The organism is Natronorubrum halobium (assembly GCF_051351675.1).
Taxonomy (GTDB): Archaea; Halobacteriota; Halobacteria; order Halobacteriales; family Natrialbaceae; genus Natronorubrum.
Window position 1 is genome coordinate 1,988,214 of the sequence record NZ_CP195595.1, and the last position, 13,743, is coordinate 2,001,956.

13 protein-coding genes are annotated in these 13,743 nt (G+C 65.3%); 4 read left to right on the forward strand and 9 right to left on the reverse strand.

Features of this window, described 5'->3' with window-relative positions:
• Positions 1-377: 377 nt before the first annotated feature.
• The 6 genes from hpt to ACSFC7_RS09895 all read right to left on the reverse strand — a co-directional run bounded on the left by hpt (position 378) and on the right by ACSFC7_RS09895 (position 7,137).
• Positions 378-944 carry a hypoxanthine/guanine phosphoribosyltransferase gene (gene hpt / locus ACSFC7_RS09870; protein ID WP_436347537.1) on the reverse strand — a complete coding sequence of 189 codons (567 nt, stop codon included), beginning with the start codon at positions 942-944 and terminating at the stop codon, positions 378-380.
• A 176-nt stretch (positions 945-1,120) separates the two neighbouring features.
• On the reverse strand, positions 1,121-1,708 hold the full coding sequence (locus tag ACSFC7_RS09875; protein ID WP_436347538.1) for a DUF7344 domain-containing protein: 588 nt from the start codon (positions 1,706-1,708) through the stop codon (positions 1,121-1,123).
• Positions 1,709-1,895: 187 nt separating this feature from the next.
• Entirely contained in the window at positions 1,896-3,119 is a 1,224-nt protein-coding gene (gene coaBC / locus ACSFC7_RS09880) for a bifunctional phosphopantothenoylcysteine decarboxylase/phosphopantothenate--cysteine ligase CoaBC (RefSeq protein ID WP_436347539.1), read from the reverse strand.
• 115 nt (positions 3,120-3,234) lie between these two features.
• A complete protein-coding gene (locus tag ACSFC7_RS09885; protein ID WP_436347540.1) occupies positions 3,235-3,969 on the reverse strand; it encodes a competence/damage-inducible protein A in 735 nt (244 codons plus the stop codon).
• A gap of 42 nt (positions 3,970-4,011) precedes the next feature.
• Positions 4,012-6,201 (reverse strand): IucA/IucC family protein, encoded by a 2,190-nt coding sequence (locus ACSFC7_RS09890; RefSeq protein WP_436347541.1) that lies wholly within the window; start codon positions 6,199-6,201, stop codon positions 4,012-4,014.
• Positions 6,202-6,348: 147 nt separating this feature from the next.
• Complete coding sequence (locus ACSFC7_RS09895; protein ID WP_436347542.1) at positions 6,349-7,137, reverse strand: FAD-binding protein; 789 nt, start codon at positions 7,135-7,137, stop codon at positions 6,349-6,351.
• A 168-nt stretch (positions 7,138-7,305) separates the two neighbouring features.
• On the opposite strand from ACSFC7_RS09895, the gene ACSFC7_RS09900 reads away from it, so the two are divergent.
• Positions 7,306-7,827, forward strand: coding sequence for an SRPBCC family protein (locus ACSFC7_RS09900; RefSeq protein ID WP_436347543.1), 522 nt, complete (start codon positions 7,306-7,308; stop codon positions 7,825-7,827).
• Positions 7,824-8,273 (forward strand): hypothetical protein, encoded by a 450-nt coding sequence (locus ACSFC7_RS09905; protein WP_436347544.1) that lies wholly within the window; start codon positions 7,824-7,826, stop codon positions 8,271-8,273. Before ACSFC7_RS09900 ends, ACSFC7_RS09905 begins: the two co-directional genes overlap by 4 nt.
• Positions 8,274-8,462: 189 nt before the next feature.
• On the opposite strand, the gene ACSFC7_RS09910 is transcribed toward ACSFC7_RS09905, so the two are convergent.
• The 3 genes from ACSFC7_RS09910 to ACSFC7_RS09920 all read right to left on the reverse strand — a co-directional run bounded on the left by ACSFC7_RS09910 (position 8,463) and on the right by ACSFC7_RS09920 (position 11,632).
• Positions 8,463-10,088: an SLC13 family permease gene (locus ACSFC7_RS09910; protein WP_436347545.1), complete on the reverse strand. Its 1,626-nt coding sequence runs from the start codon at positions 10,086-10,088 to the stop codon at positions 8,463-8,465.
• Positions 10,089-10,167: 79 nt separating this feature from the next.
• The gene (locus ACSFC7_RS09915; protein ID WP_436347546.1) at positions 10,168-10,413 is read right to left on the reverse strand and encodes a hypothetical protein; all 246 of its coding nucleotides are present in this window, start codon (positions 10,411-10,413) and stop codon (positions 10,168-10,170) included.
• A gap of 151 nt (positions 10,414-10,564) precedes the next feature.
• The gene (locus ACSFC7_RS09920; RefSeq protein WP_436347547.1) at positions 10,565-11,632 is read right to left on the reverse strand and encodes a M42 family metallopeptidase; all 1,068 of its coding nucleotides are present in this window, start codon (positions 11,630-11,632) and stop codon (positions 10,565-10,567) included.
• Positions 11,633-11,785: 153 nt separating this feature from the next.
• Here ACSFC7_RS09920 and ACSFC7_RS09925 point away from each other — a divergent pair, with 153 nt between their 5' ends.
• Positions 11,786-12,952 carry a thiolase domain-containing protein gene (locus tag ACSFC7_RS09925; protein WP_436347548.1) on the forward strand — a complete coding sequence of 389 codons (1,167 nt, stop codon included), beginning with the start codon at positions 11,786-11,788 and terminating at the stop codon, positions 12,950-12,952.
• A complete protein-coding gene (locus ACSFC7_RS09930; protein WP_436347549.1) occupies positions 12,952-13,347 on the forward strand; it encodes a Zn-ribbon domain-containing OB-fold protein in 396 nt (131 codons plus the stop codon). The genes ACSFC7_RS09925 and ACSFC7_RS09930 overlap by 1 nt, the downstream gene beginning before the upstream one ends.
• The last annotated feature ends 396 nt before the right edge of the window (positions 13,348-13,743 follow it).

The following is a 13,743-nucleotide window of genomic DNA, read 5'->3' on the forward strand; positions in this document are numbered from 1 at the left end:
GGATGACCAGTATTGGTGGAAGAAACAAACAAAGATTTGTAAATTGTGATAGTCGGATTTTTCCGTCAATTTAATACAACATAATATCGATAATTAATATATGTTCTGAAGAATAGTGTAAATTGAGAGCGTCTCGCTTCGAGTAATCGAGACGGGCGAATTGCGCCGAAACGGACGAGCCGAAAGTGGATCACTGCTCGGGCGACAACAGTAGTTCGAGTGAACGCTAACTAGTAGGGTGGGTCGTCTACCGAACCCGACGCATCGGTCTGCCACCGAAACGATGGCTCGCGATCGATGACGGTCACACGGCTCGAGTCCCACCGAGGCCGGTGTGTCGAGTCGTCGTCTGGAACGGTTCCGACTCGGGCCGTCGGTCAATCGCCGTTTTCGTCGACGATGACGACTTCACCGTCGACGACGTCGACGTTGATCAGCGTCTTGATGTCGTAGCCGGCGTCTCTGGCCTTGTTCTCCCCGCCGACTTTCTTGATGACGGCGACGGTGTCGACGACTTCCGCACCGATCTCGCCGAGCGCATCGAGGACCGCTGCGAGCGTGCCGCCCGTCGAGAGGACGTCGTCGAGCACCAGCACGCGCTCGCCCTCGCGGACGTCGTTGATGTACATCTCGTTCTCCGAGTAGCCCGTTTTCTGGGAGATCGCGACCTCGTCGTCGAGGCCGTACTGTCGCTTCCGGATGACGGTCAGCGGAATGTCGGTCATCAGCGAGACGGCGGTGGAGATGTGGATACCCATCGCCGCCGGCGTGACGATCCGGTCGACTTCCTCGAGTTTCGCTTTCCGAATGATGCGGATGACGATCTCCCGGAGCAGTCCCGGATCGAGCTTCGGAACCCCGTCGCTGATGGGGTGTACGAAGTAGTGGTAGCCGTTTTTCTCGATGATCGGCGCCTCGAGAAGCGACCGCTTCAACTGATCCATGTCGTGGGTCTGGTGGTCTCGGAGTAAAAGTTGACGATCCACTCGAGGCATGGTCGACTCCCTGTCATGTCCGGGTGCGGCCGTCAGAGCCGGCACGTTGCGTCTCAGAGCCGGTAGCGCAGCCACTAGACGCGAGATTGCGACGAGCGGTTCGAAATCGGGTCGCGACGAGAGGGTCAGTCGTCGCTGCCGTAACTGAGTTCGGGCGGCTGTTCGCCGTGGCCGAGTCGCATGTTGCGCTCGTAGTAAATGTGAACCGCCGCGGTCAGGGTGAACGTCACGGCGATGATCCCGGTCCAGGTCAGATCCGAGAGCAGCGTTAGGGGGTAGATCTCGAGCCACAGCGCAGCGACGAGTGCGGAACTGATCGCCCCGAGCGAGAGATAGAGTTCGCGCCACGCGAACTCGTGGCCGGGAACGATCTCGAGATAGATGCTGATGTCGCGCGTCCGATCGGTGGCTTCGATCACGCCGTCGTCGGAATCGAACAGGAGGATCCCCGACTGGTCCATCTTCGGCAGGTGCGTCTGCTGGAGGGTCGTGTAGACGCGCTTTCGCTGTTCGGGGGTGACGTCATCGAGGGTCGTCTCGTACTCCCAGGCGGCGACCTGCTGTGCGAGGTCGCCGAGTTCGACGGGCCGGGTGTCCTGTTTCAGATACTGGAGGACGTAGCGCCGTCGCTGGTTGCGCAACACTTCGAAGATTTCGCCTTTCGATAGCGGACCGCTGTCGTCGATATTATCAGATTGTTGTTGTTGAGCCACCACAGATCACCTCACTGCGCCGGTCGGTCTCAAATCGAGACTGTCGGAATCGGAGAGAGGGTCCGACGCCGAAGTCGAGTCTGCAGCTGAAACCGGTCGCATACCTGTTAATTCGTGGCAGGAACCCCACCTATATAACTCTCCTGACGGACGATGAGTGAAGGAAAGAACGTCCGGACCGGTTCCGCTATACCGCGTTCGCGCTCCCGACGATCGCCGCGACCGAATCGGCGATCTCGCCGGCCAGTCCCGCCTTCGTTCCCTCGTAGCGGGCGGCGTCTTCGTCGTGGACTAACAGCGCTTTCGTTCGATCCGCACCCATCACGCTGGCGTCGTTGGCGACGACGAACGCCAGGCCAGCGCGCTCGAGCGTCCGTCGCGCCTGCTCGATCATCGCCGTCTCGTCGCCCGAGGTTTCCGTCTTGAAGCCGACGATCGGCAGGTTTGGCCGCTCGTCGCGGATTTCGTCGATGAGTTTCGGCGTCGGTTCGAGCGAGAGCGTGAGGTCCTGGCCCGAACGGATCTTCTCCGCGCTCGTCTCGGCGGTGTAGTCGCCGATCGCGGCCGCCGAGACCAGCGTATCGGCCGTTTCGCAGGCCTCCCGCGTGGCCTCGAGCATCTCGCTCGCACTCTCGACGTGTTCGACGGTGGCGTAGGGGACGTTGCCGTCGTCGTCGGTTTCGGGCGGGTCCGCATTCCGCGTCACCGGCTGTGGACCCACGAACCCGTGAACGAGCGTCACGTCGGCGCCACGCGCGTAGCAGGCCCTCGCGACGGCCCGGCCCATCTTCCCCGACGAGCGGTTCGTGAGCACGCGGACGGGATCGATCGCCTCGCCCGTCGCGCCGCTGGTGACGACGACGTGTTTCCCCTCGAGCGAGCCTTCGCCCGCCGCACGGGCCACGTCGGAGACGATGGCCGCCTCGCTGGCGATCTTGGCTTTCCCCTCCTCGATGCGCGGGTCGACGAACTCGACGCCCCACTCCGAGACGGTGTCGATGGCCTCGAGGACGCCCGGGTGGTCGTACATCGGCTCGTGCATCGCGGGCGCGATCACGACGGGCGTTCCGGCCCCGAGTGCGGTCGTCGCCGTCGTCGTCACTGGCGTATCGTCGACCGCGCCGGCGATCTTGCCGACCGTGTTGGCCGTCGCCGGTGCGACGAGCAGGACGTCGGCCCAGCCGTCGTACCCGCACAGTTCGACGTGTTCGACGCTCCCCGTGATCTCGGTGACGACGTCGTTCTCGGTGGCGAACTCGACCGCCCACGGGTGGATGATCCCCCGTGCGCTGCCGGTCATCACACCTCGCACCTCGGCGCCCTGGCGTCGCAACTCGTGGGCCAGTTCGACCGTCTTGACGGCCGCGATCGATCCCGTCACCCCGAGCGCGACGTTGACTCCCTCGAGCATTCGTTTGGTGTTCTCTTTCGGGTATGTTAAGCGTAGCGAGGCATCGTCCGAATTCGCGCCGACCGGAGCGTCCGATGTCGTCGACGCTCCGGGTGGCCTTTCTACGGCGAACGCGCTACTCGTCCGCGACCAGTTCGACCCGTTCGGAGAGCCACTCGACGGCCGCGTCGACGGTTTCGGGATCGGTGCCGGTCACCTTCAGTCGGTTTCGTCCCGCCGTGTCCGGATAGCTGCCGATCGTCACGTCGAATCGGTCGCGGACGTCGGCGATCGCGTCGACCATCGACCCCTCCGGCTGTGGGGTGTAGACTACCCTCGCGGTCGCGTCGCCGCTGAACTCCGCAGCGACCCCCTCGAACAGCGCCCGCATCTCCGCGGGGACGCCCGGGAACGCGTACACGGTCTCGAGCACGCAGCCGGGACAGAGCCCCTCCGGATTGAGCAGCGGCCGACTGCCGTCGGGCAGCGCCGCCCAGGCGTCGACATCGAAATCCAGTTCCTCGGGCGTGACCGTCTCGGGATCCAGGTCTCGGTAGTCCGCGACGGTCTCGTGGACGTCCTGTCGGACGGATTCGTCGACGACGAGGTCGCGGTCGAAGGCGTCCGCGAGCGCGTCGGCGGTGACGTCGTCGTGGGTGCCGCCGAGCCCGCCGGTCACGATAACGGCGTCGAAAGCGTCCCTCCACTCCCGGATCGTCTCCACGATGCGTTCGCGGTCGTCCGGGATAGTGAGAATCGCAGCGACGGTCGCGCCGCTGTCGGTCAGTCGAGTCGCGAGCCACTGTGCGTTGGTGTTCGCGATGTCCCCGGCGAGCACTTCGTCACCGACGGTGAGGATGGCGACCTCCATCGACCGAACCGACGCGGACATCGGGCAAAAGGATACGGGCGATCACTCCGTCCCCTCGGGCAGGTCGATCCGCTGCCGTCCGGTCGGAGAAAGCGGGTTCGAGACCTCGCTCGTCACGTACTCGTGGCGCTTGCCGCGAAGCCGCATCGCGGTCAGCGCCTTGTGGGTCGCCGGTTCCGCGAACAGCGCCCGTTCGTCGCGTCGGATCCGATCCGCTGGCACCGTCGCGTCGGCGCGAATCGTCTCGAATCCTCGCTCACACTGCTCGCGGATCCGCGCCCAGCAGGCCCGCTCGTCGACGCCCAGTTCGTGACTGATCGTCGCGACGAGTTCCGCGAGGTGGTTCTGGAAGAGCGCGTAGTACAGCTTCTGGTACAGATCCCGCTCACCATCTGCGTCCAGATCCGAGTCCGGATACGGCTCGATCGAGAGGCCGTGCCCCTCGAGTCGCCCGCCGTGGACTCGAATCCCGCCGAGGTCGCGAACGAGCGTCGCCGTCGGACGCGCACTCTCACCCTCGAAGACGACAAGACTGTTCTGCAGGTGGCTCTCGAGGGCGACGCCGTAGCTGCACAGCAGTCGAAGCTGATCCGGGACGACGACGGCAGCGTACTGCTCGAGGAACTCGAGCGCCGCGTGTTCGCCGTCCGAAATCCCCATCGCCGTGCCGTACCGCTCGATCAGGTCACGGACGAGCGGGCGGCCCGTCGCCGGCGACTCGGCGACGAGACTCGAGGCCACGACGGAATACGTTCCCTCAGAGACGAGCGGGTGCGCCTCGGGATTCGTCCGCAGGAGCCCCGACAGGTGCCGCGCGTCGTCGAACCCGTCGCCGCTCGCGTGGGGACCGTCGGGCGGGTAGTAACAGGTCGCCGCGGGTTCGGAAAGCAGCCCCAGCGTCTCGAGCGACTCGCGGTCGGCGATCGTTCGCACCACGTCGGTCACCTGCGGCCCGTTCGCCACGGCGTGGGGCGACAGCGTTCGAACGACGTTCGTCGTCTGGACCGGAATCGCGAGTTTGAGGTGTGGCGGCGCTCCGTCGGTTGTATCGGTCCGCTCGGTCTCGTAGGGCACCACCGTTCGGAGATTGAGCTGCGGCGTCGCCGGCTGCGTATAGTCGGGGATCGGCGCGACGCGACCGTCGCCGATTCGGTCGGCGTAGCGGTCCGGAATCGTCCGGTGGAACTGCAGCGGGTGGACGGGGATCACGGCGTAGGCCTCCGACTCGCGCGCCGCCGGTATCGCTCGTTCGAGCGCCTCCTCGAGTCCCTCGAAGGTCGCGAACAGCCGCTCGGTCAGCCGGTCGCCGCCAGCGGTCTCCGCCTGCGTCTCGAGTGCGTACGCCCGGTCGACGGCGACGAATCGGAGGTCGATCCGGTCGGTGAACTCGGGGGCGTACGCGAGGCCGTCGGCGGCGTTCATCCCGCGACGGATCTTGCCGCTCGGGTGAAACGGGTGGCCGTCGGTGACGATCCGCTCGAACGCAGCGGCGGCGTCGGCGGCCGAGATCCCGGTCGCGACGGCCTCGAGCGGCGAATCGGTAGCGACGGCCTCGAGCGGCGAATCGGTAGCGAGTGACGATTCGGTACTTCCATTCGCGTCGCACGCCCGCGCGTGACCGCTCGCCGCGAGCCGTGCCAACGCGAGATTGGCGACGCTCTCGGCGACCTCCGCGCGGATTCGGTCGGCCTGCTCGGCGTCGATGAACGCGCCCTCGCGCTCGAGCAGCGGGACGAGATCGACGGGGTGGTCGACGGTCGTCGTCGCACCCTCGACGGACCAGCGACGAACCGGCCCGCGCAGCCGGAACCGGTCGTAGCCGTGCCGGGCCGCGATCGGGGAGAGGAGGACGCTCTCGGAGGCGGGCAGCGGAAGGAGCGCGAGTTGCCGACACGCGTCCGGAAGCGACGCGGCGAGTGACTGCAGTCGCGCGCCGTCGAGGGTCGACAGCGGTTCGGGGTCGTCCAGAACGGCCGGCGATCCCGTCGCTGTCGGCTCGAGCCCCACGAACTGCACGTCGGGCAGGCCCTCCGGGTCGCCGCGAAGGAGCCCGCGGACGAACCGGTGGCAAATCTCTCGGCGAGCGTCCTCGAGCGCCTCGAAGAAGGCCGACTCCGCCGGTACCGAGAGGTCGTTCGCCCGAGCGTATCGGGTCGCGGCACCGAACGCGTCCCGTTCCGCGGTCGTCTCGAGAGTCGTCCGGTCACGATTCCCTCGGTTCGCCCCGTCCATAGTTGCGAAATCGCTAGTTCGGCGTTCGTCGCGCACCCGGTTAATTCACCGGGGGACAGTACAACCAGTGTGAACGCACGCTCGTCGCGACCTCGGTGCGCTCGAGTTCGGCGTCGCTCGGCGTTCGAACACCCGTCGCGTTCGGGGTCACTCTCGCTCCCGTTCGACGCTGGGGTGCATCGTCGGCGTCTCGTCGAGCGGTTCGGCGAACGCCTCGCGAATCGTTTCGCGTGCGCGCTCGTCGCGCTCGCGGCGTTCGGCGTCGTCGATCTCCTCGCAGCCCGGCGGCACCTCGATCCCGCGCTCGGTGAAGTAGCCCTCCGGGACGACCCAGTCGTGATAGAAGTTCGCGTCGGAGTCGTGGATAACCGCGAGGCCGACTTTCGCCCCGTGGCCGGCCGCGACGATTGCCTGGTGGGGCTCGTCGGCGATCCGACCCGCGGCGTAGATGCCGTCGACGGCCGTCCGTCCGGCCCCGTCGACCGCGACGAAGTGCTTGTTGCCGCGCTGTTTGCGGCCGACGTCCAGCGGGGCGAGGTAGTCGCTGTTCGACCACGAGGCGGCGATCACTCGCCGGGCCTCGAGCGGCTCGCCGCCCTCGGTCTCGAGGACGAAGCCGTCCTCGAGATCGGTCGCCCGGGTCGTCGCACCGATCTCTTGGGATTCTTCGGGATCGGTGTCGTCGACCGGATGAACGTGCGTTACGTGTCCGAGTTCGAACGCGGCACCGGCGTTTCGGGCCTGTTCGCGGGACAGTCGCAGGTACCGGCGGGCGTCGAGCCCGTTCGGGAACCCGGGGAAGTTCTCGAGGCTGGCGTTGCGCGCGAGGATGGACTCCCCGCCGTCGACGACGAGGGTGTCGAGCCCGGCGCGCGCGGTAAAGATCGACGCGGCGAGGCCGGCGACGCCCCCGCCGACGATACAGACGTCTCGCATGGCTCCTCGTAGCCCGTCGCGACTATAGAAGGTTCGTACTTGCGACCGATCCGGTTCAACGAGCGCACCGTGACCCGGATGCGGGCCTATCTCGGTCGGAATCCGCCTCGAGTCGACCGAAACGATGACAATTCTTACTTTCCGTCCCGACGTAGCACGGAGATACCCGTGGACAGAATTCTCCTCAGTACCGTCGCCTATCGCTCGCCAGAGGAGGTCTTTCCGTACGTGCGAGCGTTCACGAACTATCCGCGCTACTCCGAGCACCTGAAAGCGGTCCGCGTACACGGAGACGGTGACGTCGGCTCCGTCTACGACCTCGAACTGGGCTGGTGGAAACTCAGCTACACGGCGCGCTCGAAGGTGACCGCTATCTCGGCGCCTGACTCCCTCGAGTGGCACCTGGTCAACGACCTCGACGCCCGCGGCGAGTGGCGCGTCGAACCGGAGCCGGAGTCGGCTCCCGAGGGGAGCGAGACGGCGAGTCGAATCTACTTCGAGGCGCAGTACGATCCCTACTCGGCCGACGAGAGCACGCTCTCGCTGCCGCGGTTCGTCTCGCTGGACTGGGTCGTCAGAAAGGTCGAGCCGAAACTCCTGACGGAAGCCGAGAAAGTCGTCGAACGGCTCGTCGCAGATATCGAGGGCCGGCGTCGGGAGGTCGAGCTGACGGTTCACGAGATTCCGTGAACGACGGGGCGAACAGCTCGATTTCGATCGCGGTCGCGATCGGCTCGAGGTCGGACCGACGCTCGCTCACCGCGCTGAGGGAGACCAGCAGCGAACTGAGACCGCTGCCGGCGGTCACGCCCGTCTGCTTGATCCCCATCGAAACGCTGAGCCGCTCTTCCGGTCGCGTTGAAGACGGCCTTGCTCGTTCCAGGAATGGCCGTCGCGTAGAAGTCACCCAGCACGGCGACGACGCCCAGCAAGGTGGGGTACGACGGAACGACGGTCGCGAGGACTGTCGTCGTTCCGAGGCCGATCAGCTCGACGACCAGCGCTCGGGCCTCCCCGTACCGGTCGACGAGGCGTCCGACGGGCGCGACGCAGACCGTGTACCGAGCATCGGCGCGGTCAACGCGAATCCGAGACGCGTCGTCGAAACGCGAACCGTGCCCGAACGAACGGCGTGACCGCGTAGATAGCGTAAAAACAGCCGCTCGTGGCGACCTGCCAGGCGAGGATCTGGACGGTGTATCCCTTCCAGCCGCTGGGCTGCGGAGTGAGGCCGGTGCCCGGTTCAGACTCGGTTCGTCCGGTGTCGATTGCGGGGGCGGCCAACGATGGCCCCGCCTCCGAGGCACGGCCGCAGATCGGGCCGCTCACCACAGCATGTGTGGCCAGACGAAGGTGAACAGGAACCAGATGATCCCGGTCAGAACCGCGGTCATGATGGCGTTCAGGATGAGCCCCGTCCGCAGCATGTGGCGCTGTTCGACGTAGCCGCTCCCGAACACGATGGCGTTCGGCGGCGTCGCGACCGGGAGCGCGAACGCAAAGCTCGCGGCGATCGTCCCGGCCACGGCGAGGAACAGCGCCGTCGAGAAGTCGGTGAGGCCGAGCGTCGCCGAGAAGACGCTCCCGAGACTGATCAGGACGGGCACGATGATGCTCGTCGTCGCGGCGTTCGACGTCATCTCGGTCAGGAAGACGACCAGCAGAACGACCGCACCGATGACGAGAAGGATGGGCGCACCGACGAGCCCTCCGAAGACCGTCTCGGCGATCCACTCGGTCGCGCCCGTGTCCGCGAGGGCGTTCGCCAGCGAGATGCCGCCGCCGAACAGCAGCAGGGTTCCCCAGTCGATGTCGACCAGTTCGTCCCACTCCATCGTGTCGGCCAACACGAGCGCGGGCACCGCGGCGACGCCGACCATCACGTAGTACAGCAGCCCTTGGTGGCCATCGACGCCGAAGACCGTCGTCCCCTCGCCGCCGAACAGCGACGTCATCCAGGCGCTTGAGAGGTACGGCTCGAAGAACTCACCGAGACCGCCGATCATCCAGAGACCGGCCGTCGCGGCGAAGATCGCCGCGACCCGCTTGCCGCGCGGACCGAGTTCGCCCTCCGCCGCGAGTTCCTCTCGGGCGGTCACTCGAGCCTCGGCGACGTTCGGAACTTCGGGCGGGTAGAGGACGTAGGTGAGGAGGAACCAGATGAGCGGGAGCGTGATAACAACGATCGGGAAGCCGACGAGAAACCAGTCGGCGAACCCGATTTCGTAGTCCAACATAGCGTTCAGTTGGCCCACGAGGATCGCGTTCGGCGGCGTGCCGATGATCGTGCCGACGCCGCCGACGCTCGCGGCGTAGGCGGTGCCCAGCAGCATCGAGATCTGGATATTCGTGAACTCGGGCGTCGGCGCCGATTCGACGGTTCCGCCGTCGGCGGCCGTTTCGGTCGGCCGAGCGTCGGGAGCCGGATCGTCGACCGACGCGAGATCGTCGCGATCGAGCACCTGCGTGAGGACGCCGACCGCGATGGGCGTCATCATCGCGGCAGTCGCGGTGTTCGAGACCCACATCGACAACGCGGCGGTCACGAGCATGATCGCGAGGATCAGTCGCCGCGGCGAACTGCCCATCTTGGCGATGGTGTACAGTGCGATCCGTCGATCGATGTCGTACTTCTGGATCGCGTTCGCGAGCATGAAGCCCGCCAGAAACAGAAAGATGATGTGATCGGCGAACCCCGATAGTGCGACGTCCATGTCGCCGTAGACACCAGTGCCGGTCAACAAGAGCGGGATCGTCAGCGCGGTAACCGCCAGCGGTAGCGTGCCGGTCACCCAGAGAAAGCCCGCGAAGAACATCGTCGCGATCGCGTACTGGCCCGCCACCGAGAGTCCGGTTGGAGACGGTGCGGCAGCGATCACGATCGTTCCGATAACTGCAGCGAGGAACTGGATAATTCGCTTGTTAGACTGGCTGATTCGTCCGTGTATCATTGATACAGTCGATGATTATCATTATTATCCTTAAGTCTTGTCATGGAGTCACATCCTGCGGAGAGTCGCCGACCAGCCGCTAAAAGTGCCGAACGATCGCCCGGACTTGTTCTTCGGTGAGTTCCTCGCTGTAGAGTTCGAGTAGCGTTCGTCGACGGGGTTTGGAGAGCGATCGGTTTCCGCTCTCGAGCATCGAGATGTGGGCCTGCATGAGGCTGTCGACTTCCCGTTCGACCGCCCGTTGCTCGTATCCGGCCGCCACCCGAAGCAACCGCCAGGCGAGCGGCGAAATCCGGTCCAGATCCGGACCGTCAGAAGATGTCATACGTAGGGAGAGACAGGAATATCAAAAGGCTCTGTTGAAAGTATCCGATTTTCGTTACTGTCTTTGTTCCCGGTACGGGCAGACGGAACGGACGGTCTACAGCGTCGATCTTTCACAACTGTCTCACTCGGTTTCAGCCTCGGATTCCATCTCAGAGCGTGTACTCGTGGTCACCGTCCTCGCTTGCGAGGAAGGCCTCGAGCAGATCGATCGTCGCCGAGATATCGTCGACGTGGGCGGCCTCGGTCGGGGTGTGGAGGTAGCGCGTCGGGATCGAGATCGCACCGACGGGTTTCGCGCCGCTCGAGAACTGGAAGCCAGCGGTGTCGGTACCGCCGGCGGGCAGGATCTCGTGCTGGAACTCGATCTCCTCCGCCTCGGCGACTCCCTGCAGTCGTTTGTGGACCTTCGGGTTCGTGATGACGCTCCCGTCTTTGAGCTTGATCGCCGCGCCGTCGCCGAGTTCGGTGACGTGTTTGCCGGCGTCGAAGCCGGGAACGTCGTTCGCCACGGTGACGTCGAGGGCGATCGCGAGGTCCGGATCGACGTCGACGCCGAGGGCGCGTGCGCCGCGCAAGCCGACTTCCTCCTGTACCGTCGCACAGAAGTGGATCGTCACGTCGGGGTCCTCGAGTCGACGGGCCGCCTCGAGCATCGCGAACAGGCAGACGCGGTCGTCCAGGGCCTTGCCGGTGACCGTCTCGCCGACGCGCTCGGTGGTCTGGTCCATCGTGACGAGGTCGCCGACCGAGACGCGCTCCGCGAGATCCTCGTAGGGGAGTCCGACGTCGACGACGACGTCCTCGACTTTTGGCGTCTTCTCGCGTTCCTCGTCGGTCAGGGTGTGTGGGGGCGGGGAGCCGATGACGCCCGGGAGGTCGCCGTCGTCGGTGTGGATCGTCACGCGCTGAGCCTTGAGAATGCGCGCGTCCCAGCCGCCGAGGGGATCGAGTTCGACGAAGCCGAACCCGTCTTCGTCGCCTTTGCGGTGGCGTACCATGAAGCCGATCTCGTCCATATGGGCCGCGATCGCGACGGAGTAGTCGGAGTCACCCTCGAGCGTCCCGACGACGTTCCCCATCGCGTCGGTGCGGACCCGATCGACGCTGTCCGCGAACTCGTCGATCACGAGGTCCCGAATCCGGTCCTCGTAGCCGGGGACGCCGCTCGTCTCGGTCAGTTCCGTGAGAAGATCGATATCGAAGGAAGCGGTTTCCATACACACTCTGACGGAGAATCGGTGATAAACGTACGGGCTCAGGCGATTCGATACCGTTCTCGAGCGATCGATACTGAACTACTAGTCCCTGTTACGTTCGGACGCGAGAGTAACCGCGGACTATTAACGGAGTGACCCGCTAGAGGCGTGTACATGAGTAACGTACGTGTCGCAGGTGTCGGTCTGACCCCGTTCGGGAGCGCGCCCGAGCGAACGAGCCGAGACCTCTTCGCGGAAGCGAGCATTACGGCCTTCGAAGACAGTGGTGTTCCCCGCGACGACGTCGATGCCCTCCTCTACGGCAACTTCATGGGAGAACTGTCCGAGCATCAGGGCCACCACGGCCCGCTGATGGCCGAAGCCGCAGGCGTTCAGGCACCCGCAACCCGCTACGAATCGGCGTGTGCCTCGAGCGGGACGGCCGTTCGAGACGCCGTCATGCGGATCCGCAACGGCGAGGACGACGTGATCCTCGTCGGCGGCGCCGAACGGATGACCAACCTCGGCACCGCGGGCGCGACGGAAGCGCTCGCCATCGCCGCCGACGACCTCTGGGAAGTACGCGCCGGGATGACCTTCCCGGGCGCGTACGCGCTGATGGCCCAGGCCTACTTCTCCGAGTACGGCGGCGAACACGAGGATCTGGCCCACGTAGCCGTCAAGAACCACGAGAACGCGCTGAACAACGAGAAGGCCCAGTACCAGAGCGCGATCGAGGTCAGCGACGTGCTCGAGGCCCCGCAGGTCTCCAGTCCGCTCGGCCTCTACGACTCCTGTCCGCTCTCCGACGGCGCCGCCGCGATCGTCCTCACGAGCGAGGAGTACGCGGACGAGCACGGCCTCGAGGCCCCCGTCTCGATCACGGGAACCGGTCAGGGCGGCGACCGCATGGCCCTCCACGACCGTGAGCATCTCGCACGCTCGCCTGCCGCTCGCGAAGCCGGCGAGCAGGCCTACGCCGACGCCGACATCGATGCCTCGGACGTGGACTTCGCGGAGGTCCACGACTGTTTCACTATCGCCGAAGTGCTCGCGATCGAATCGCTGGATCTCTTCCCCGTCGGGGAAGGTATCTCGGCGGCCCGCGACGGGCGGACGACCGCCGACGGCGAGACGCCGATCAACCTCTCCGGCGGGCTGAAGGCCAAGGGCCACCCGGTCGGCGCGACCGGCGCGTCCCAGATCGCCGAAGTCACGACGCTCCTCGCCGGCGACCACCCGAACAGCGAATTCGTCGAGAGCGGGACGACCGCCGTCGCCCACAACGCGGGTGGCACGGTCGCCAGTGCGACCGTTCACATCCTGGAGGTCGATAACTGATGAGCGACAACGAATCCCAGACGCGAGACGCCGGCTTCGACGAGTGGATCGACGCCGCAGAAGACGGCGAGGCGTACTACCTCGAGTGTGCGAACGGTCACGGCTCGCTGCCGCCACGCCGGGTCTGTCCCGATTGCGGGAACACGGACCTCGAGGAGGTCGACCTTCCCGAATCCGGCGAGGTCGCCACGTTCACCGTCACGCACGTCCCGACGCCGGCGTTCGAGGAGGATGCGCCGTACGCGACGGCCGTCGTCGACTTCGGGCCGGTCCGGATCACCGGACAGATCGTCGGGATCGATCTCGAGGCGATCGAGAACGGACTCGAGGTCGAACCCGAGATCACTGTCTCGGAGACGACTGGCGAGCGCGTGCTCAGCTTTAGTCCGGTTTAGGCGGATCCCTTCGTCTACTCCCACCACTCCCGTCCCCTCTTTCAGAGTGAAATAGCCGTTCGCTACTTCTGCGAACTGAACAGCAGGCCGGATATTTTCTGACTGGGTGTCGTTGATACGTTGCAACAACTGAGATCAATTCTGCGATAGCTGACCGAGGCATATGCCTAACCATGTTGGGCGTACAACTTTGTCCGGTAACTACATGTATCGGAATGCGGTTTGTCCAGATCGGAATCAGGATATACCGCGCACGGCTGGCCGCTAAACAGCGGTCACTCGTGGACATCATTTCAGCTGGATTCAGATACAGCCAGCGCAGTAGATGGCTGCTCTCCCTTCTGCTTCATTGGAAACGCACATCCTGAAACGGGGATCCATCTATACAGATTATTG

Bases quoted from the DNA above. Each gene is read 5' to 3' on its own strand.
- hpt (WP_436347537.1), bottom strand. From the start codon at position 944: ATGGATCAGTTGAAGCGGTCGCTTCTCGAGGCGCCGATCATCGAGAAA.
- coaBC (WP_436347539.1), bottom strand. From the start codon at position 3,119: ATGCTCGAGGGAGTCAACGTCGCGCTCGGGGTGACGGGATCGATCGCG.
- ACSFC7_RS09885 (WP_436347540.1), bottom strand. From the start codon at position 3,969: ATGGAGGTCGCCATCCTCACCGTCGGTGACGAAGTGCTCGCCGGGGAC.
- ACSFC7_RS09890 (WP_436347541.1), bottom strand. From the start codon at position 6,201: ATGGACGGGGCGAACCGAGGGAATCGTGACCGGACGACTCTCGAGACG.
- ACSFC7_RS09895 (WP_436347542.1), bottom strand. From the start codon at position 7,137: ATGCGAGACGTCTGTATCGTCGGCGGGGGCGTCGCCGGCCTCGCCGCG.
- ACSFC7_RS09910 (WP_436347545.1), bottom strand. From the start codon at position 10,088: ATGATACACGGACGAATCAGCCAGTCTAACAAGCGAATTATCCAGTTC.
- ACSFC7_RS09915 (WP_436347546.1), bottom strand. From the start codon at position 10,413: ATGACATCTTCTGACGGTCCGGATCTGGACCGGATTTCGCCGCTCGCC.
- ACSFC7_RS09920 (WP_436347547.1), bottom strand. From the start codon at position 11,632: ATGGAAACCGCTTCCTTCGATATCGATCTTCTCACGGAACTGACCGAG.
- ACSFC7_RS09925 (WP_436347548.1), top strand. From the start codon at position 11,786: ATGAGTAACGTACGTGTCGCAGGTGTCGGTCTGACCCCGTTCGGGAGC.
- ACSFC7_RS09930 (WP_436347549.1), top strand. From the start codon at position 12,952: ATGAGCGACAACGAATCCCAGACGCGAGACGCCGGCTTCGACGAGTGG.